The sequence below is a fragment of the Candidatus Limnocylindrales bacterium genome (assembly GCA_035559535.1).
GTDB lineage: Bacteria > Moduliflexota > Moduliflexia > Moduliflexales > JAUQPW01 > JAUQPW01.
Genome location: DATMBG010000031.1, coordinates 1 through 20653 on the forward strand (window position 1 = coordinate 1; position 20653 = coordinate 20653).

Sequence of the window (20653 nt, forward strand, 5' to 3'; positions counted from 1 at the left end):
GCTGAGTTCCAAGGCGCGAAGACGGCGGCCTTCGCGCCAATCCTTAGTTTGGTTTGACAGGGTCAGTTTCATAAAATTTATTTTACTTCCCTGTCTAACTTATAGCTAGAGATTATTAGCAATTTATGCAAAGATCAGTAATACGGATACGCCTGCTTTTTTCTATTGAATTCTAAAATAAGTTGGAGTTACAATATTTTCTTGAAAGATTTTTATATCACTTTCCTCTTAAATTCCACCCTCTGGAGACCTTCTCAGGGTATGAGGCAGCTTCAAAAAGTCCCGTTGGATAAGATCGATCTGAAGGATCACTTTTTTTTGATAACCTATCCATTAAATCCAGAACCCTTAATTCCCTCTGTGGATAAAGTAGGACTTCTTCAACCTGTTTTTCTCCGGGAACTTCCTTCAGGCCACTACCAAATCGTTCACGGATTTAGGCGAGTTCTAGCCTGTCGAGATCTTCATTTTGAAGCCCTAGAGGCGTGGGTTTATCGTTTGGAGAATCTAGGGGATTTAGAAGGATTCAGGATAAGCCTTCTGGATAACCTGACGCTGCGTCGTTTAAATTTAATAGAGAAAGCAACCGTCTTGTATAAGCTTTTACATCAGTTTGGATTGGAAAAGCAGAAGGTGGTTCAGGAGTATATGCCTTTATTGGATTTAGAGCCGAGTTTGGAGGTTTTAGGGGGATACCTTCAGCTTTACCAATTAAAAAACGAGGTCCAGAGTTATCTGGTTGCAGAGGAAATCCCATTGAAATTGGCTCTGGACTTGCTCCACTTTTCTCCAGAGGATCAAAGGCAGCTTATTTATCTGGCCTCCTCTCTCAAGCTAACCGTCAATACTTTTAAAGAATTTATGACTTTCATAGAGGAAATTATCGGACGAGAAGAAATCCCCCTCGAAAATCTACTTGACGATTTAAATATTCCAGCTATACTAGCAAACTCAGTACTTCCGGTTCCTCAGAAAACCGAGAAAGTTCGGAAAATTTTAAAACAGAGGAGATATCCTCTCCTGACCTCTCTGGAAGATCAGTTACAGGAAAAACTTAAGCAACTCAGGTTACCCAGGGAAGTGTCCATAGCTTTGCCTCCTTTTTTAGAAGGGGATCGACTGAAAGTGACCTTTCAATTTCGGAATATAAAAGAGCTGGAGAAAATTTTGACGAAACTCCAGGAACTGATGGATAGAGAGGAACTGGAGGATATTCTAAGATTACTGAGGGGCTGAAAGAGGACTACTGTAGGGGTGACCGGCCGGTCACCCGTTCTAAGAGAATAGTGGAAGGATGGAACCCTTTAGACCCGAAAGAATTTACATCGATAGAGAAGCCCGAGAAAAGGCTCTGACCCGACAGGTCCTGACCCGATTACCGGGGGTCCCGGTGGAGTACATCGAAAACAAGGAAAAGATCGTCTCCAGGTCAGCTTCTGTTGAGGATGCTATTACGGAAGGGAAAAAAAAGTTATTGATCACAACCCAAAAAGGGACCTTCTTTAAAAGCTGTCCTGGTTGTGTTGAGAGGATGGTTCATTGTAACTATTACATCCTCAATTTAGGCTCCAATTGCCCTATGGAATGTACCTACTGCTTTCTCCAGGGCTATATCAACAATCCCTTCCTGGTACTGTATGCCAATCTCGAAGATATGATGGCGGAAGTTTCCGCACTTTTTTCGCAATCTCCTAAACGATCTTATCGAATCGGGACCGGTGAGTTAATGGATAGTTTAGCCCTGGATGGACTGACTGCAACCAGTCGGGTCTTGATTCCCTTTTTTACGCAATGGGAAAATACGTTGCTGGAGCTTAAGACCAAGACCAACCAGGTCGATAATCTTCTCGATCTAGATCATCGAGGTCAGGTGGTGGTTTCCTGGTCCTTAAATCCCCAAGCGATTATAGAAACTCAGGAATTTAAAACCTCTTCCCTGGAGGAAAGATTGCTGGCGGCCCAGAAATGTCAAGAAGCCGGATATAAAATAGGACTCCATTTTGATCCGCTTATTTATTATCCAGAATGGGAAAAGGATTATCAAGAATTATTGGATCAGGTATTTTCTCGAATCAACTCCCGGAACATTGCCTGGATTAGTTTGGGGAGCCTCCGGTTTACTTCGGAATTAAAAGCGGTTATAAGGAAACGGTTTCCGCAAAGTAAGATTCTCTTTGAGGAATTTGCTCCGGGAGTGGATGGTAAGATGCGTTATCTTAAACCCATTCGGGTCTCCATGTATCTAAGAATGCTGGAGTGGATCCGAAGGCATGATGCGAAGCTAACCCCTTATCTTTGTATGGAAAGTCAAGAAGTGTGGCATAGGGTTTTTTTGGATAGGGAGGGAAAAAAACGATGAAACTTTCATTGAAGTGGAAGCTTATTCTAAGTATTGGACTTCTTATCTTTGTAGCTTTATCCCTGGGTCTGTGGCTCACAGTTCGAAGTATCAAAGAAACCGAATTGGAATCCATTCGACTTAGATCGGATGCCTTAGCCAATCCCATCAAAATCCGAATTAAGGAGGTTTTCTCCAATAATTTAGGGGGTATTGAAATGGCTGCTCCGGGCCTTACCCTGGAGTGTCAGCGGATCGTGTCATCGAATACTCTTGCCAGTCATTGTTTTGTATTTGATACCGCCGGTAGAATCCTGGCCCACGAGGATCCACACCTCATCGGAACAGCCGAAAAAAATCCCCAAGTCCTGGAAGCTCTTAAATCAAATAAGGTGATAACCCGACTCATTGAAGACAGTTATGATACCTTTATTCCTATTTTGGATTTGGACCAGCAACAGGTAGGAACCCTTCGTATAGACTTTCCCCGATCGATTGTGGACGAAAAGATTCGTAAAATTAGCCGGGATTTCGTTATCTTGTTTATCATTCTCTTTGGAGGGGTTTTGTTTGCCGGTTCTTTTCTGCTTCAGAGAACCATTAACAAGCCTATTCAGCAGATTGTCTCGGTCGCCAGGAAGATGGCCGAAGGGGATATTTCTGGAAGAGTTCCTGTTAAGGGTGAAGATGAAATTTCTCAGTTAGGGGCCGTCTTTAATCTTCTAATCAATTATCTACAGCATATTATTCAGCAGGTACGACAAACCGTAGAGGAACTGAATCAAGCCTCTGAAAGGATGATTGCTTCCAGCACCCGAATCTATCAAGGTTCTGAATCTCAAAAACTCTTTGTGAGTGAAACTGCTTCGGCTATGGCGCAAATGGATGGCTCTATTAAAGACACCACCCAACACATCAAGGATCTTATGACTGCAGCGGAGGATAGTTCTGCTTCCATTATGGAACTCAAAGCTTCCATTGAGGAGATTGCGGCCAATACCGAGAATCTCTCCACCTCTGTAGAACTAACCGTTACCTCCCTGGAAGAGATGAATGTATCCATCAAGCAAATCGCTTCCAGTGTGCATCAGTTATCTACGGCAACGGAATCTACGGCGTCCTTTACGGCCCAGATCGATGCCCTGATCAAAGAGGTTGAGATGAATGCCAGTGAAACGGCTAAACTCTCGGAGCGGGTTACCCTCAATGCCGAAGCGGGCACCCGATCAGTCCAACAGACCATCAGTGGGATATATAAAATTCAAGAAGTGACGAATAAAGCCGTAGAGGTGATGGGTAAGTTAAGCGAGAAGGTGGGGAAAATCGGAGAGATTCTCAACGTGATTGATGATGTGGCCGACAAGACCAATCTCCTGGCGCTTAATGCGGCTATTATTGCAGCACAGGCCGGTGAGCACGGGAAGGGTTTCGCAGTGGTGGCTGATGAAATCAAAGACCTGGCCGAAAAGACTACGGCTTCTACCAAGGAAATTTCAGATTTGATCCGGGGTGTCCAGTCAGAAACCAGCAATGCCGTTTCGGTGATTTATACCGGGTTAGAGCAGGTCAAGGAAGGCGTCAGGCTGGCCAATGAAGCCGGAGTCGCCTTGACAGAGATCCTCAATAGTGCCAAACAAGCCACCGATATGACCAGGCATATTGCACGGGCTACTACAGAGCAAACAAAGGGAAGCAAGCAAATCAAAGATGCCATCGATAACATGGTGGAGATGGTGGAACAAATTACCCGAGCAACGGCAGAACAGTCTAAGGGAAGTGGGCAAATTGTCCAGGCCACGGAAACCATGAAGGATATGACCCATCAGGTCAAACGGGCAACCCAGGAACAGGCCCAGGGAAGTGACCGTGTAGTTCGCGCTACGGAGGATATACAGGGCCAAATCAGCCGTCTGCTTGCTTTAACCCAGAGTCAGGAGAGGGAAAGCGAACGGGTCGTTACCGCAATGGAAAATATCAAGAAAATCAGCTATTCTAATATAGAAAACATCAGCCAGATGAATGATATCGCCAAAACCTTAACCGAACAAATCAACATTTTGAATCAACAGATTGCTAAATTTAAGGTATCATGACAAGTCAAAGAAATCAACCCCCGTTAAAAATAACCCTCGTTTACCGAACGGCCTGGTTATTGGGGCTTCTCCTTCTTATTCTGCTAAGCCTACATCCCTATGCTCATATCTTAGAAGCCCTGGGCCTGGATGATAATTCATCTTGCCACTGGATTCAAACGTCTTTATCTATCCTTGCCGTCATTCCCAGGCTAGATCCAGGCCTTTTCGCTATTCCGGTTGTTATTATCCTTCTGTCTTTAATCAGTTCTATACTCCTTCACGCCCCTCTTTCAAGAGCCCCTCCCCTGATCTTCCTGATGGTTATTTGATCCAAATCCATCAACTATCCAACCTTTGATGTCGGTGCTTTGGTTGAAGGTCTATTTTTTCTAAAAATGGGCTCTTGTACAATCTGGAAGATTATCCCTATTCAACCTTCGACCCTGGTTTTTTAAATATTTAGCTGTTGGCTTCTGATCAATCCAGAGACTCCCACACTGTTTACTTAGTTTTGCTTAACTTTTAAGTGGCCTCACTCCTGGTCCCTCTCCCACACTACGGGAGAGGAAAGTTGGGGAGTGAAGGCAGCCCTAGTAGGTCAAACATCCTCGTTTGATAAAAGAGCAAAATTAAGTAAACGGTGTACTCCAAGCTATCAGTGTGGAGAGTCCTTTGCCAGATCCTGTCCTGAGTTGAGGATAAGCTTCGCGATGAGCCATCTTCCTCACTCCGGGAGATAGTTTCAGTTGGACTGTCGCTGACCAGTGATAGTCCCAACCTATCCTGCTCAACTTAACCTGCTCCTGTCCCACAGCGTGGGAAAGGGGCCGGAAGTGAGGGGATTATGAGAGGATTCAGCCATGACTCAGTTTTTAACCTTTATGTTGGCCCCCTTTCTGGCCTGTTTAATTCTCGTAGGGATCCATGTATATTTGGGCATTCACATCCTGGCGCGGGGGGTCATCTTTGTAGATTTAGCCCTTGCCCAGATTGCTGCACTGGGGGCAGCAACAGCCATATTATTCGGCTATGAGTTAGAAAGCTTCCCTGCCTACCTGTTTTCCCTGTTGTTTACCTTCATCGGTGCCCTGGTTTTTTCCCTGACTCGCATGCGCCATCCCAAAATACCCCATGAAGCCATCATCGGAATTACTTATGTGGTTGCAGCGGCTACCATCATTCTTATTATGGCTAAAGCTCCCCATGGGGCCGAACATGTTCAAAGTCTTTTGGTTGGATCGATTCTATGGGTCAGTTGGTTTGTCGTGGCTAAAACGGCTGTAATCTACTTGATGGTAGGAATTATCCATTGGATCCTCCGAAAAAAATTTCTGCTGATCTCCTTTAATCCCGAACAGGCTATAGAACAGGGAATCTCCATTCGGTGGTGGGACTTTCTTTTCTATGCCATCTTTGGCTTTGTGGTTACGAGTTCAGTTTCCATTGCAGGGGTTTTGTTGGTTTTTACTTTCTTGATCGTCCCAACCGTATTTGCTGTGTTATTTACCGATAATTTATCCTCCCGTTTAATCATCGGTTGGATTTTCGGTACCCTGGTCAGTATGATAGGGAGCGTGCTTTCCTACACCCTGGACCTTCCCACGGGAGCGGCCATTGTTTGCACATTTGGAGTAGCCTTATTGGGAGGTGCAGGGGTTAAGAACTTTTTAAATAAGAAATACCTGGCAGAGAAACGTCTGGGGCTTGTGGAAAGGGGCTCCTGATGGAAGTGTTCATAAAATACCCCACCTGAACCCTTTCAGAAGTAAGTTTTTTCACCCCATCCCCTTCCCGAAACTCGGGAATGGCCAGGGCTCCACTCTCCCCTCAACCTGGGCTTCCCTAGGCACCAGGTTGAGGCGCCCCCACCCGGTCCCTCCCCATTTCACAAGGAAGCCTCCCTTTCCTTTATATCCCCCCCCCTTCCTCTGCATGCGGGGGGAAGGGGGCAGGGGAATTGAGGGGAGGGAATGTCGCTTCAAAGTTCCTTTCCCTGCATGCGGAGGAAGTTAGTAGGTTAAACGTCTCGTGTGACATTAAGGGGACACCCCTCAGGGATCCCACTCTTATCCTGGCGCGTAGGCCCCCGGCCCCTATCCCACGCTGCAAAAAAGGACCGAAGGGTCAGGTTCAAAAAATCTACTCCAGAAAGGAAGAAGTGAGGCGGTCCTTATCCTCTATCCCTCCTTTCAATGCCGACCTACTATGACCTTATGGCTGGACATTGAAGGATTGCAATTGTTTAAACTCTGTCTCCAGCTTCGAAATAATCCGTTCAAAAAGTTTGGGATAGGTATCTATACCTTCTTCCCCTCCCACCGCCGCAGGTAAAATAACCAGCTTCGCTCCGGATTTATCGGCTACCAGTTGGGCAATTTTAGGATCTGTATAGTTACCGTTTAAGATGATCTTGATCTTCTTTTCTTTTATCAACTCAGTTATAAAGGCCAAATGTTTGGCGGTGGGTGGAATACCGGGCTTTTCTTCAATATATCCTGCGGCGGAAAATCCCAACCAATTCATGAGATATTCAAACAACTTATGGTAGGAAACAACTTGAGTGCCTTTGAACGGAGCCATCCGTTTTTCCCAATCTGCGATCTGAGTCGTAAGTTTATCCTGAAAATTTTTGAAATTGGACTCAAAGTAGGCACTGTCTTTAGGAGAGAGTAATTTGAGCCGATCCAGGATCTCCTGACCGACTATAATTCCGTTACGTGGATCCAGCAGATAGTGGGGATTTCCTTCCGGGTGAACGTCTCCCATACTTCGATCCACTTCACCGGTGGGAACTTCTAAAACCCGGATGGCCCGAGAGGCATCCAGATTTCCTTTACCTCCCAGGTTGATGGCCGGGTTTCGAGCTCCTTGAATAAGCAGGGGGAGCCAGCCTATTTCGAGCTGAAGGCCAGTATAGATAAGCAGATCGGCTTGATTAAGCTGGACCATATAGCTGGGTTTGGCTTCGAGAAAATGGGGATCTTGGTATCCTTTGGCAATGCTTTGAACTTTAACCTTATGGCCGCCGATCTCCTGGGTAATGGCCGCTAAATCCGGAACCGTGGTCACAACTTTGAGTTCTGCTTGAGCTGGATTTATAAAAAAGGTTATTGTAAAAAAAGCCAGAAGACCGATCCAGATTTGTACTAACTTAGTAGATTTCATGAGCAAGGAACAGGGTGAGTCCGGAGTGAAGAGACAGGAAGAAGAGGGTTCGGCTTCAAAGCTCTTAACTCCTGACCCCCTTACTTTTATTGGTTGTTAATACTGATGAGCCGGATGGGAACCAATGGTGAAGTTCACCTGGGCGAGAACTTGATGAATTCCCTCCTCATCTTCGGGTTTTAAATAGTTATACTGAACCCGGAAGGCTGAAAACTCGGTAGGGACAAAGGCTAATAAGCTACTGACTCGATAAGTTTTGCCTTCCCCCTCAGCTTCAGGTATTCCCAGAAGATCATACCTTCCTTGAATCCACCATCGTCGGGCAAACTGGTATTGGACTAAGGTATAAAGACCTCCAACCTTATCAAAGGTCTGGTCTGCAGGGTCCTTCTTTGCAAAGAGATACTCGGTTTGCCAGATGAAGGCGCGATAGAGGGCGCGTTGGGGGGGTCTCCACTTGAGGGTCAGATCCACGCCCGCTGCCTGGGAGATTTCCTCAAATTCGTTCTTTCCAACTGCATAGGATTCTCCCAGTTCCAGCGTTGTGGCATCAGATAAATCCCACAAGTTTTTAAAGTGAGCTAAATACGCCAGGTCACTTCCTTTAGGACTATTAAAGAGAACCTCGTTATCTCCGTTCAAAAGATCCAGTCTGACTTCTGAAAACCAGGGTAATTTGAGGAGATAACTTACATCGACACCTATCTCCGTGAGCCCTTCCTCTCCAAAAATCCTCTCATTAATCAGAGGCGGATCGATAAAAGGAAATTGATGGGTATGAAGCAAGTTATGTTTTCCGAAAGGATCATGGAGTTTACCTATCCGGAGAATAACCGAAGGAATATTCAAGGTGCTTATATAGCCTTCCTCGACTTCAACTCCTTTACCTTCCGGAAGGGCTAAAATGACATCGGCCCGAAGATAGGGATCTACAAAGGCCGAAAATTGAGCCTCTACTTCCTGAATGTGGACTCCGGTTGTGATTTCCTTACCGGGTCTTACTTCCGCCTCTGCACCCGGTTCCCAAGATGTATAGCTTCCCAAAAAAAGACCGTTTATACTGATGGCCGGATTAAAAGCCCGGGAAAGGCCGGTAGCCGTAGAACCACCGGTCCCTAAGGGGGGTGAACCGGTCTGGGTTCCAGGTTGTGGAGAAGCTGGCCCAGGTTGTTGGGGAGTTGGACCCGGTGCCGATGGGGCTTGCTCAAGAGCCTTTTGAAATTCTTCCTCCAAAGATTTTGTTTTTTCTTCTGGTTGTTGCGCAAAGGAGGTGTTCAAAAAACAAATAAGACTAAAAATCGAAAGAACTCCTGCCCATTTCATCCTGTTAGCCTCCCTTCTATTAAGCTTATAAAGTCCGTAGGCCTTAATATCCAGGAATGGTCTAATTTCTTGGCAAAAGCAGGCCTTTCTACGTCCTTTATAAGGATGAAAAACCCCTTTTACGGTAAGATAAAGTAAACGTGTGGGTCTTTATTTTTTGAAACGAAGTCAGGAGGCAGAGGAGGGAGGGGCTCTTGAAAAGAGAAAAGTAGGATGAATCAGAATGATAAGAAAAATTCTTTGAAATAGAGCAGGGATAATCAGAATGGTAAAAAAGACGAGGATAATACCTTCCAGAATAAAAACGGCCATTTGAACCCATTGGCAATTTAAGTAATTATTATCCAGGCCAAGGGTTTCTAAGGGGTGGATATAGGGGTGGAGTACCAGAATGGCGAAGAAAAGAAGGTTGATAAATAGCCGACTTCTTCGGCCCGGCTGTAAGAAGGTTTTTAAGATCTGGAAATTCATAAGGTTCATAGGTCCAGACTCTGGAACTTAAATTTTGGATGCCTGCAAGGATAATTTTCTTACCTTTTCCTTGTCGGTTCTATAGGTTTAATAATACTCTCAACCTGAAAGAGGTCAAGTAAGAATTTATTATAGTAACTGTAATACTCCCGAAAATTGCCTTACGATTTTCACGCTTTGTGGCGACCCAACGGGTCATGGCCATTTAGCAGGAATCACTTTTTTCTGTCTGAACACCCCTCTAATCCCTTTTTAAGGGTAGGTTTTTTCTAAATCTAACCCCATTGTCAATCGAGACGATCGACCTACTAACCCTATAGGCACCGGGATAAGTAGGTTAACCGTCACAGTTGACGAAGAGGTTAGTCAAAGCTATGGCAACCTGTGGATAATCCCTGGGTAAGCTAGGGGAAACAGAATCTATCACCCTCTAAGCCTCAACGGGGCGGCCTGTTTAGCAAGCTGCTCCTATGGCGGGGGGTTCCAGGATTTAACCAGGGAATTTTCTGGCAAGAAGCAAGTTGATGGTGTATTATATAATACAATATGGATAAAGCCACAATCCTCCAAATTATCAAAGAGCACCTTCCTCAGCTTTTAAGGGAAGACGAGCGTTTTAGGTATGAAATTAAGGGTCTGCTGGCCGAGACTTTTTCATCAAAGGAGGAGTTTCAGGCTGTTTTAGAGGAGGTTCGGGCTTTACGCGAAGATACCAACCGACGGTTTGAGGAAGTAAACCGACGGTTTGAGGAGACCAACCAGCGGATTGAAGCTTTACGCGAAGACACCAACCGACGGTTTGAGGAAGTGAACCGACGGTTTGAGGAAATGAACCGACGGTTTGACCACCAGGATGACCAAATACATCAGATTCGGCTCGAACTGTCTGCGATAAGCGGACGATTGGGAAGAGGGATGGAAGAGGTCATCCGACGAACCATCGAGAGATTCTCAGGACGACATTTCCGAGAAGTCAAACGGCTTGTCCTTGAAGATGAAGAGGGAGAGGTCTTTGGAACTGGGGCTCAAGTCGAGTTTGATGCTTATCTGGAAGACACCGACTCTTTTGTGGTCGAAGTTAAAACCCATATTCGAACGGATGATGTATACACATTGAAGAAAAAGGTGGAGTATGCCCAGAGGAAATTGCAGAAATCTTTAAATCCTGTAGTAATTTCCTCTAGTATTGACCAAAGAGCAAAAAGATTGTGTGATGAATTAGGTATTCAGGTCATCTCACGGAGTGTTTTATAAATCTTTAGAGCTTACCCCATCGGTATTTTTCCTTGATTTCAAGTCAGGTTAAGGCTTCCCACCTCCTCTAACAACGCCTTTGCCTCCTTCAAATCCGCCATATCAAACCCCTCTGTAAACCACCCATAAATCTCCGCTAGTATCGCTCTCGCTTCTTCTTTTATGTCAAACGGGACGTTTAACTTACTATCCAAACAGGTATTGACAAATGCAATCCAGTTGCATTAACCATATAATAACTATGGTAGAACTAACTCAAATCCTGCAAAACCTTAAGTCCCGCGGTTATCGACTTACCAAAACCCGAAAGCAAATCATTGGCATCTTCCTGGAGAGTAAAGTTCCCTTATCCGCTCAAGAATTATGGTCAGAACTTCAAAGAAGAAACTACCAGGTGGATAAGGCAACGGTTTATCGAGAAATCGCCTTCTTAAAAGGACAAAAAATTGTGCGGGAAGTCCAGTTTGGGGAAGGGAAAAAGAGATTTGAGATTAATTTAACGGATCATCATCACCATATCGTGTGTATTCGATGTGAGAAAGTGGATGACATTGTCTTAGAAAACGATTTGAGGGATCAAGAGAAAAAAATTTTTGAACTTAAAAAGTTTAAAGTTTTGAATCATTCCCTGGAGTTTTTTGGTCTTTGTACAAAATGTCAGTGAGTCATTGGGATGGAATCTTCACTTGTCCTTTGATGGGAAAGGGGGTCCGAGGGCATAGGCGCCAGGTTAAGGCGTCCCCATCTGGTCCCTCCCTCGTTTCACAAAGAAGCCTCCTTTCCCCTATATTCCCCCGCACACAGGGGGAATTGAAGGGAGGGAACATTGCTTCAAAGTTCCTTCTCCTGCAAACTAAGGTAGGGGCGCAAGGCCTTGCGCCCGTACAATGTCTCGTTTGACATTAAGGGGGCTCATGGATCTCACCCTTATCCTGGCGCGTATGGGGCCAGAGGGTGAGGGCCGGGCAGATATGCTCAGGTTTGTATCCTATTATCTGATTTTTAACCTGTTAGCCTTGACGGTTGTGCTTTCGGTGCAAGCCTCAGCCGAGGAGAAATTGAAGATTGCTGCAAGTTTTTATCCTTTGGCAGAACTGGCCCGGCAGGTGGGAGGAGATCGGGTAGAGGTTATCAATATGACTCCTGCCGGCGTGGAGCCCCATGACTACGAACCGACCCCACGGGATATCATCAAAATCCGTTCTGCAAAAGTTTTCCTTTTTAACGGGGGTAATACAGACGCCTGGGCGGAAAAGATTCAAGAGGATCTGAAAAACCGAGGCGTAGAAGTAGTAAATATCAGTGAAACGCTGGCTAAAAGTGGTGAGTTATTAAAAGGCCCGGAAGTGGTGGAGGCATCTGAAAAGGTCGGATTCGATCCCCATTTCTGGCTGGATCCCGTATTGATGCAGAAACAGGCTATGGTGGTTCGGGATGTTCTGATAAAAGTAGATCCCGGAAATGCAGAATATTATACCAAAACCACCGCAAATTATTTAAGTGAATTGGCGACTTTAGATGAGAAATACAGAGAAGGTCTGGCCCATTGTCAAATTCGAGACGTTATTACCTCCCACGCTGCCTTTGGGTATTTAGCCCGGCGTTATAATCTGAACATGATTTATATTTCCGGACTCTCACCGGATGAAGAGCCCTCACCCCGGAGATTAGCCGATATTGCTACGTTGGCACGCCAGAAGAACATAGAATATATTTTCTTTGAGCCCCTCGCCAGTCCCAAACTGGCTCAAACCATCGCCCAAGAAGTTGGAGCAAAGACGTTAGTTTTTAATCCTATTGAAGGTTTGACCGATGAGGAGGTACAGGCCGGAAAGAACTATATCTCTATCATGGAAGAGAACCTGAAAAACCTGCGGATAGCTTTACGATGTCAATGACCACTTCTCCTGTTTGCATAGAGGTAAAAAACGTTAGTTTTAGCTATAACGGCCTCCCCGTTTTAACCAATATAAGCTTTTCTGTAAAAGAAGGAGAATATTTAGGAATCATCGGACCGAATGGAGGAGGTAAAACCACGCTGCTTAAAATCATTTTAGGTCTCCTCAAGCCAACTTCTGGTGAAGTCCTCATTTTTGGGCAGAACATTCAAAGCTTTAAGAACCGTTTTTTAATCGGCTATGTGCCTCAGCGTATGGCGGAGGCCGGACTTCATTTCCCTGCGACGGTGGAAGAGATTGTAAGAACCGGACGTACGGCCAGAGTCGGATTGCTTAAAAGATTTAAGAAAGAAGATCTTGCAGCTGTGCAAAAAGCCATGGAAATTGCCGATGTTACAGACTACAAGAACCATCTGATCGGTCATCTATCCGGAGGTCAACGTCAGAGGGTTTTTATTGCAAGGGCTTTAGTAGGAGACCCCAAAATACTCATTCTGGACGAACCGACAACTGGGGTAGATATTTTATCTCAAGAGAAATTCTATACTTTTCTTCGGAATCTTAACCATCAAATGGGATTAACGGTCATTGTGGTTTCACATGATATCGGTGTCGTGATCGATGAAGTCAGTACCGTTTTGTGCTTAAATCGTACCCTGGTTTGTCAGGGCCCTCCCAACGAGTTCTTAAAAGATGAGTATATGGAAAAGTTGTACGGTAAAAAGGTAAAGTTCCTGATCCATAAATATTAAACCTATGTTTGAGATTTTCCAATTCGATTTTATGATTCGGGCCTTTGTGGCAGGAGCTGTTATTGCCCTCATTGCTCCCATGATCGGGATCTTTCTGGTCGTTCGACGTTATTCTCTCATGGCAGATACCCTGGCCCATGTGTCGTTAGCAGGGGTAGCCGTAGGTCTTCTGACTAAGATGAATCCACTGGTAACCGGCATTGTAACCCCTGTAATCGCGGCGTTTTGTATCGAAAAGCTGAGAAGTGCCAGAAATATATCGGGTGAATCCCTCCTGGCTCTGTTTCTTTCTGGAAGTCTGGCCATCGCCATCGTTCTTCTAAGCATAGCCAAGGGATTCAACGCCAGCCTTTTTAGCTTTCTATTTGGAAGTATCTCAACCGTTATGCCGAATGATTTATACCTGATTGTAGGCCTGGGAATTTTGGTTTTAGTTACCATCCTGGCGCTCTATAAAGAATTATTTGCCGTTTCCTTCGATGACGAATTGGCAAGAGCCTCGGGTATTTCCGCTCCGGTCTTTAATCTGATACTCACCGTCTTAGCCGCCATAACGGTATCCCTGGCCATGAGAATCGTAGGGGTGTTACTCATAGGCGCTCTCATGGTTATACCTGTTATAGCTGCCATTCAATTTGGGCGTAGCTTTCGCCAAACCCTCCTTCTCTCTATCGCCTTTTCTTCCCTGTCTGTATTCCTGGGACTCTTCCTGTCTTTCTACCTGGATCTGGCCAGTGGGGGAACCATTGTCGTGATTGCCCTTATTATTTTTTTATTGAGCCTGTTAAGACAGACCTTGAAAAAAACTTTTCTCATTAAAGTCCAAAGTGGATTTTAAAACTTTGGGTCCCGTCTCTGGAAGGATTTGATAGAACCTTTTCATGGTGAAGGAAGTTCCCTCCCGGCTATAAACTGGTTGCCTCTCCGGAGTTAAACGAATTGGATTTTGAAATAATTTCTTAGCTGGAGATACTCTGCCTGACCGCTTCCCATCCCAAAATCGCCTTCTTCCTCGCCGTACCCCATTCATAATCCCCTATCATACCTACTTTTCGAATAACTCTATGGCAGGGAATGAGGAAGCCGATGGGATTTTGACTAACCGCCCGACCCACCGCACGGGAAGCTTTTGGTTTCCCTAGATAAGTGGCAATATCTTCATAGGAAACCAGAAACCCGGGCGGGATCCTCAGTAAAGCTTCCCAGACCTTTATTTGGAAATTAGTTCCTTTTACAAATAAATTCAGTGGGCGTATTTCTTCCCGATTTGACGATGGATTTTGTAAAGACGTCGGTGATATTATCCTTAACCGCCGAAAAGGAGTAAATATTCGATTGATCAAAGGCTGGGTATCTTGAAGGCTCTCATAAAACTGTGCCTGCTTCCATTTGTTTTTTAGATTTTTCAGGGCACCTTCCCGATCATTGTCCTGAACAAAGGCCAGATCGCAAATTCCCCTGTCCGTTATGGAAAGTAAGCACTCTCCAAAAGGGCTGGGATGAAAGCCATACAAAATGGTCAGTCCGTAACCGTTCTTTTTAAATTCCCCGGGGGTTACCGCTTCAAAATTAATAAACAGGTCATGGAGACGACCCGGGCTGGACAATCCGGTTTCATAGGTCACGTCCAGGATACTTTTGGATTCCTTCAGTAATTTCTTTGCATACTCAAGGGTTAAAAACTGTAAGAATCGTTTGGGGCTAATACCGGCCCAGCGTTTGAAAAGGCGTTGAAAATGATACTCACTTAGATTGACACTTTGGGCGACTTCCTTCAAATCGGGTTGTTTAAGAAAATTCTTTTCAAGGAACAAAATGGCTTTTTCTATTCGCGCATAATCTAAAGATGATTGGAGATAATTTTGCGTTAGCATGGTATCCTCCTCCAGGGTTTTGAGATTGTTCTTTATATCCAATATAAAAACCCTGAGGAGGATAACCACCCAATTCTTGCTACTTTCTGATTGGAATTTCCTCATCCAGGGAAGATCTTTAACCTGGTCGGTTTACAAAGCTCGTAAAAATGCAGCCAGGTCTTTTTTCTCATCTTCGGTTAACTGGGTTCCAAGGATGAGATTAAAAAACTCAACGGTATCTTCCAACGTGAGAAGGCGCCCGTCATGGAGGTAAGGCGGGGAATCTTTAATCCCCCGAAGTGGGAAAGTTTTAATAGCTCCTTCGGCGCGTCCTTTATAAAAGCGCTCTACCTGGAGATCATGCATGAGGTTATCGGTATAAAACGGGGCCGGATGACAACCCCCACATTGGCCTTTTCCGAAGAATATCTTTTCGCCCCGTAGTTCCTGCTCGGTCGCCTTTTTCGGATCCAGTCGTCCCAGAACATCTAATTTCGGAGCCGGAGGAAAGTCGATTAAATCCTGGAACTGGGCCATCATCATCACTTCATTCCGGTTTAGATCTCTACGTCCTTTCTTTTCAGCTGTGGTCTGGTCATGATCAAAATAGGCAGAGCGATTCTCAAACTCGGTGAAGTCCTCTACAGAACGAAGGGCCCGTTTAGAACCGAAAAGCCGTTGAATATTCACCCCTCGCAAACTGGGTGTGTCAATCCGCAGTCGGGACATTTGAGGTCGAACATCCGGGTTTAGATGAAAGGCTCCGTTGGTATGCCCATTTACGTGACAATCAAAACAGGCAACTCCGCGACTCGGCTGAGCCGTCTTTCGATCATCGGTTGCATTGAACTGTTGTTGTGGAATCTTTTCCACTAAGAGCCGGACTCCTTCAAACTGAATGGGTGAAAGAATTCCATCAAAGAGCTTATAGAAATTCTCTATGGTAATCTCCTGTCCTTTTGAAACATCCCCTAAATCGGGTCGACTGGTTAAAAATAAGGGTGGAGGAAATTCCGGTAAAAAAGGATCGGGAATATCAAATTCTACATCAAAACGCTCTCGCTCTGGATGAATTTCGGTCATTACCCGGGGAAATACCATCCCACCGGTAGAATGAAGGGGATGGGGCAGGGGAAGATAAGGAAAAAGACCCCTGGCCTTGATTTCTTCAACAGGCATTCCTGCCAGTTTTTCAAAGGTCATCCCTTCTTTAAGCCGGGCCGTCGGTCCCATAGGAACTGGCTTTCCACGGGTCATGGTGACCCCTTGAATAAACCGGGGGGTGAGATCGTAGCGCTCTTCTAGTAATTTTCGCTGCTGAGCCGAAATCTGAGACCTCTGGGCCTTTTCTCGCTCTATGATCTTTTCTAAAGGTTCTGCAGGACTTAAATCAAAAATAAAGGAACTTTTACCTGTTCCTCCAAATCTAAAGATATCAGGTGGATTGGGAGTCCCCGGTTTGAGTTCTGGGGCTTGCTCGGTATCGCCTTTCCCAACGGGCTGATATTGAGGGTAGTTCCGTTCCCAATCGGGGACTACAGCCGGAGGACCTACTTCTTCAACTAGTTCTTTAGGACCTGGAATCGGCTCCCAGGGCTGCTTTTCCTGGGGATCTTTTCGTTCCTGGGCCGTTAGCTGCCAGAAAAACGACAAACCAGAAAACATTAGGAAAGTCACACCGAGATAGCGAATCCATTTTTTCTTTTTCATAAAACCTCCTTCTCGGAAAGATCTTGCATACAAAGATTAACCAAATTATCTAAACGATATATAATATATTCAAAAATAACTTAAATGGTATATTTTTCTGTAAACATGGTTTTAATCCAAGGTATCCAGTTTTTGAATCCCCCGGTTTACCCTGAGTCTTGAGCTCTTTGTTGACAGCTAAATTTGTTTGGAAAATTTACGAGGGATTTTCGAAGAGTTTTTCCTTTTCATTCGTATTAATTTATAAAAAGGTGTGCAAAACCCTCAGTTCGTAGATATTTATGAAATGGTTCGTGGAAGGGTAGAGAGGCATAGGTGCAGGATAAGAGTGAGATCCCTGAGGGGTGTCCCCTTAATGTCAAACGAGACGTTTAACCTACTCACCTTCCCCCCCTTTGCAGGGGAGGGAACTTTGAAGCGAAGTTCCCTCCCTTCAATTCCCCCCGCCCCCTTCCCCTGCATGCAGGGGAAAGGGGGGCTTCCCTATGAAACGGAGGAGGGGACAGGGTGGGGCCGCCTTATCCTGGCGCGTATGAGGTAGAGAGGTCAGACCGGTATTCATTCAATGTCATTTTGGCCATCGCGGGTTACAACTGGGAGATACTATAAACATGGAGTGTAATTCACTTACATGGGTTTTAATCTTTCACATCTGGACGATGAGTCGCTAATTCTTCAGATAAAGGAGGGGAAGCATCAAGCCTTTGAGGAAATTGTTAACCGTCATGCGAAACGATTTTACAGCCTTGCCTATCGACTTGTTTTTAACAGGGAGGAAGCCGAGGATATTGTCCAAGACGCATTCCTGAAGTTGTGGAATAAGCCCGAACTATGGGACTCAAAGAAACGGGTAAAATTCACCACCTGGTTTTACAGAGTTGTTACAAACCTTTGTATTGATCATAACAAGAAGAAAAAGCCGGTACCTTTATCTGATAAGATCTCGATCCGGCATGAGCAACCCGGACAAGATGTTTTGTTAGATCATCAACAAAAACAGGTATTGTTAGATAACCTCATACGGGAATTACCCGAAAGGCAACAGCTTGCGATTAATTTATGTTTCTATGAAGGGTTGAGTAATGAGGAGGCTGCTGAAATTATGGGTGTGAAGGTCAAGGTATTACAGTCCTTAATCATGCGGGCCAAAATGACCTTAAAGGAGAAGATTAAACCGTATTTAGATTAAGGCGGGATAGGATTATGGATCTTAAACAATTCAAAGAAAATCTATTATTATACGGTGCTGATGTGCATCGATGGCCGGAAGAAATAAGAAATGCAGGCCTGGAGGCGTTAAAGAATTCTTCTGAGTTTCGGTTTTTAGCCGATGAAGAAGCAAAGTTCGAGAGAGTTCTCAAAAGTAGAAAATATGAAGAACCCGATAGCTATCTCGAACGGCGGATTATTTCTGCAGCCTTGCGAATAAAGAAGAATCCACCCTCCAGTCTGGGTATCTTTCTTTTGGAGTTACTGGCCGAATTCAGATTACCCAGACCGGCGTTGATAGCACTTTCCATCTTGATCATTGGATTTACTATAGGTTTTTTAGATCCCATAGCATCGGCGCCAACCGAACAAGACCCTACAACTTTACAGGCGTTTTTGTATTACGAGGAGGAGATACCATGAGTAGAAAAATAAAAATTTTGATGCTGGGTTCACTTTTCCTGAATATTCTACTCATTGGCGCCAGTATTGGACATATCTCGCACAGTCTTGGTAGAAATCATTGGGGTAGAAAGCCCGGGCCGGAATTTACCGTTCAACTTCCCAAAGATAAAGAAAAACTGTTTTTTGAAACCATGGAGAAGGCTCGTCTGGAGAATAAAGAAATTTACCGGCAAATTAGAGAAACCAGGGAAAAGGCAATAGCCATCTTAACCGCGCCGGAGTTTGATGAAGCGGCGTACCAGAGGGAGGTAGAAAAGCTGCATGAACTACGGGGTCAGATGAAGCAACGTTTTGCTAATGCTACCATCGAGTTGGCCAAACAGTTCAATCAAACAGAAAGAAAAGCCCTGGCCGAATATCTCAGACATCCTCCACCCCCTCCGTCAGGAGCCAGATTCAACTCTCCTCCTTCTGAGGTTTCTCTCCCTCGATAATCCATCGGAGTCTTAGAGGTTTGGGGATCCCCTTTCTCCAGCGATTGGGTCTTACGCAGGCAAGATGCCTGCGCTCCCAGGGTTATCTGGTCTGGAGGGTTTCCTTTCTCCACCGACCGGGGCAGAGGGAGTTCATAATTAAAAATTAAAAAAATATCTAAAAATTTCCGAAGACTTTTTTCCCTTTGTTCGTATCAATCTATAGAAGATGCAAGCTTACCATCCTCATCAGCCAGATCTGTCAGGACTGTAAACCCTGGGATACAAAAGTCCACCGTTTAGAAGAGTCACCTCCCTTTCATACCGGGGGTAACTCAAAAGGTTTTGAAGCGGATACCTGCCTTTTGGATGGGCAGGGGGGAGGGTGTTAAGCAAGCACCGACTTGGATAAGAATGATCGGTGAGTGGACAACGTTAAATAAGTCCAGGTCCGTTAATAAGTTAGGTTTCATACCGGAAAAAATAACGGTCGGGTAGATCCTTATTTTAAGGACTTACCCTTCCACTTAACCTGATCAAAGTAACCAAATTAGGAGGACTTAAGGAGGTTTTTCATGAGTAGACGTTTAAGAAAAGTTCTGTGGATTTTGCCTGTTGTGGTACTAGGATTTACATCACTGGCTTATAGCCACTTTGACCCAAGGGGTTGGGGATCCAGATCCCGCATGTTTAAATGGTGGGAGCGTCCGGAGGTGGTTCAGCGATTGAAACTGACCGACCAGCAAATCAATCAAATTCGAGAGATTTATTCTGGAGAAACAAAGAAGTCGATCGATTTAAAGGCAGAGTTTGAAAAACAGCATTTAGAGCTTGAACAGCTTTTACAACAAGATCCTCTGGACGAGGACAAGATTGCCAAGCAGATCGATAATGTTCAGGCCGCCCGTGCTGCTTTAGCCAAAAATCAACTTCTTATGCGGGTTAAGATAGCCAAAGTCCTGTCTTCTGACCAGCGAAAGCAGTTAGATACCATAAGAAAGGAAATGCGGGAACAGGCTATGAGGAGATACTCAGAGAGGGGTCCCAGAAGGTCTGAAGGGCCTCGTCCTCCTGAAGAACCTCATCCATAAGCCTGGCCATTTTATAAAGATAAAAAAATAGGAATGCACGGAAAAGCGTAGTACTTTGTAAAGTAAATTTAAATAACCGTTTTGCTCTGCCCTCACCCCCGGCCCCTCTCCCCCCTCGATTCCCCAGTCTACGAGGGGATGGAAGGGGGGGGAGGGGGAGAGGGGCCGGGGGTGAAGGGAAATCACGCAGAATTAACTTTACAAGGTAATCGTGCGTTCCTTTTAATATAATAAATGAAACGATTTATTACGGTTTTAGGTATACTCGGCATAATTTTGGGTATCGGAGGCTATTATTACTTTTTTAAAATGAAAAACGAGCCGGTTCGATATAAAACAGCTCGTGTGGAAAAAGGAAATGTTGTTGCGATGATATCCGCGACGGGGACCATCAATCCCGTTATCAATGTTCAGGTGGGGAGTCAGGTTTCCGGCATTATCCAGGCTCTCCATGCAGATTACAATTCTGAGGTTAAAAAAGATCAGGTGATTGCTCAACTGGACCCTTCAACCTTTCAGGCTCAGGTGACTCAGGCTATGGCCAATTTGGAGAGCGCCCGGGCCAATCTTAAAAACGTTGAGGCCGATATCGCCAACCTTTCTGCCGGGATCGAGAATGCCCAGGCGAATTTA

20 protein-coding genes are annotated in these 20653 nt (G+C 45.0%); 15 read left to right on the top strand and 5 right to left on the bottom strand.

All coding sequences use genetic code 11. The features are described 5' to 3' along the window. Positions 1-261: 261 nt before the first annotated feature. From VNM22_09835 to VNM22_09855, 5 genes are all read left to right on the top strand, one after another. The gene (locus VNM22_09835) at positions 262-1236 is read left to right on the top strand and encodes a ParB N-terminal domain-containing protein (protein ID HWP47449.1); all 975 of its coding nucleotides are present in this window, start codon (positions 262-264) and stop codon (positions 1234-1236) included. A 58-nt stretch (positions 1237-1294) separates the two neighbouring features. Beyond that, entirely contained in the window at positions 1295-2359 is a 1065-nt protein-coding gene (locus VNM22_09840; protein HWP47450.1) for a hypothetical protein, read from the top strand. Beyond that, positions 2356-4431: a methyl-accepting chemotaxis protein gene (locus VNM22_09845; protein HWP47451.1), complete on the top strand. Its 2076-nt coding sequence runs from the start codon at positions 2356-2358 to the stop codon at positions 4429-4431. The genes VNM22_09840 and VNM22_09845 overlap by 4 nt, the downstream gene beginning before the upstream one ends. Continuing rightward, positions 4428-4742: a hypothetical protein gene (locus tag VNM22_09850; GenBank protein HWP47452.1), complete on the top strand. Its 315-nt coding sequence runs from the start codon at positions 4428-4430 to the stop codon at positions 4740-4742. Before VNM22_09845 ends, VNM22_09850 begins: the two co-directional genes overlap by 4 nt. Positions 4743-5273: 531 nt before the next feature. Continuing rightward, positions 5274-6137: a metal ABC transporter permease gene (locus VNM22_09855; GenBank protein HWP47453.1), complete on the top strand. Its 864-nt coding sequence runs from the start codon at positions 5274-5276 to the stop codon at positions 6135-6137. Between the two features lie 487 nt (positions 6138-6624). Here the strand turns inward: VNM22_09855 and VNM22_09860 are convergent, their stop codons facing one another. The 3 genes from VNM22_09860 to VNM22_09870 all read right to left on the bottom strand — a co-directional run bounded on the left by VNM22_09860 (position 6625) and on the right by VNM22_09870 (position 9381). Continuing rightward, complete coding sequence (locus VNM22_09860; protein HWP47454.1) at positions 6625-7578, bottom strand: zinc ABC transporter substrate-binding protein; 954 nt, start codon at positions 7576-7578, stop codon at positions 6625-6627. 96 nt (positions 7579-7674) lie between these two features. Then, on the bottom strand, positions 7675-8901 hold the full coding sequence (locus tag VNM22_09865) for a hypothetical protein (protein HWP47455.1): 1227 nt from the start codon (positions 8899-8901) through the stop codon (positions 7675-7677). 168 nt (positions 8902-9069) lie between these two features. Next, the gene (locus tag VNM22_09870; GenBank protein ID HWP47456.1) at positions 9070-9381 is read right to left on the bottom strand and encodes a hypothetical protein; all 312 of its coding nucleotides are present in this window, start codon (positions 9379-9381) and stop codon (positions 9070-9072) included. A 537-nt stretch (positions 9382-9918) separates the two neighbouring features. Here VNM22_09870 and VNM22_09875 point away from each other — a divergent pair. The 5 genes from VNM22_09875 (at position 9919) to VNM22_09895 (ending at position 14114) form a co-directional block, all read left to right on the top strand. After that, entirely contained in the window at positions 9919-10626 is a 708-nt protein-coding gene (locus tag VNM22_09875; protein ID HWP47457.1) for a DUF3782 domain-containing protein, read from the top strand. Between the two features lie 241 nt (positions 10627-10867). Continuing rightward, entirely contained in the window at positions 10868-11290 is a 423-nt protein-coding gene (locus tag VNM22_09880) for a Fur family transcriptional regulator (GenBank protein HWP47458.1), read from the top strand. 250 nt (positions 11291-11540) lie between these two features. Continuing rightward, entirely contained in the window at positions 11541-12524 is a 984-nt protein-coding gene (locus tag VNM22_09885; GenBank protein ID HWP47459.1) for a metal ABC transporter substrate-binding protein, read from the top strand. Further along, positions 12515-13276: a metal ABC transporter ATP-binding protein gene (locus tag VNM22_09890; protein HWP47460.1), complete on the top strand. Its 762-nt coding sequence runs from the start codon at positions 12515-12517 to the stop codon at positions 13274-13276. The genes VNM22_09885 and VNM22_09890 overlap by 10 nt, the downstream gene beginning before the upstream one ends. 4 nt (positions 13277-13280) lie before the next feature. After that, on the top strand, positions 13281-14114 hold the full coding sequence (locus tag VNM22_09895) for a metal ABC transporter permease (protein HWP47461.1): 834 nt from the start codon (positions 13281-13283) through the stop codon (positions 14112-14114). Positions 14115-14235: 121 nt separating this feature from the next. On the opposite strand, the gene VNM22_09900 is transcribed toward VNM22_09895, so the two are convergent. Both VNM22_09900 and VNM22_09905 read right to left on the bottom strand, forming a co-directional pair. Further along, positions 14236-15150 (bottom strand): methylated-DNA--[protein]-cysteine S-methyltransferase, encoded by a 915-nt coding sequence (locus VNM22_09900; GenBank protein HWP47462.1) that lies wholly within the window; start codon positions 15148-15150, stop codon positions 14236-14238. A 132-nt stretch (positions 15151-15282) separates the two neighbouring features. Continuing rightward, the gene (locus tag VNM22_09905; protein HWP47463.1) at positions 15283-16842 is read right to left on the bottom strand and encodes a hypothetical protein; all 1560 of its coding nucleotides are present in this window, start codon (positions 16840-16842) and stop codon (positions 15283-15285) included. 631 nt (positions 16843-17473) lie between these two features. Between VNM22_09905 and VNM22_09910 the strand changes: the two genes are divergently transcribed. The 5 genes from VNM22_09910 to VNM22_09930 all read left to right on the top strand — a co-directional run. Beyond that, entirely contained in the window at positions 17474-18031 is a 558-nt protein-coding gene (locus VNM22_09910; GenBank protein HWP47464.1) for a sigma-70 family RNA polymerase sigma factor, read from the top strand. Positions 18032-18045: 14 nt separating this feature from the next. After that, positions 18046-18474: a hypothetical protein gene (locus VNM22_09915; GenBank protein HWP47465.1), complete on the top strand. Its 429-nt coding sequence runs from the start codon at positions 18046-18048 to the stop codon at positions 18472-18474. Further along, positions 18471-18950, top strand: a complete 480-nt coding sequence (locus tag VNM22_09920) for a periplasmic heavy metal sensor (GenBank protein ID HWP47466.1) — start codon at positions 18471-18473, stop codon at positions 18948-18950. Before VNM22_09915 ends, VNM22_09920 begins: the two co-directional genes overlap by 4 nt. Positions 18951-19504: 554 nt before the next feature. After that, complete coding sequence (locus VNM22_09925) at positions 19505-20020, top strand: Spy/CpxP family protein refolding chaperone (protein HWP47467.1); 516 nt, start codon at positions 19505-19507, stop codon at positions 20018-20020. 234 nt (positions 20021-20254) lie between these two features. Then, on the top strand, positions 20255-20653 hold a 399-nt coding region (locus tag VNM22_09930), incomplete at its 3' end, for a biotin/lipoyl-binding protein (protein HWP47468.1).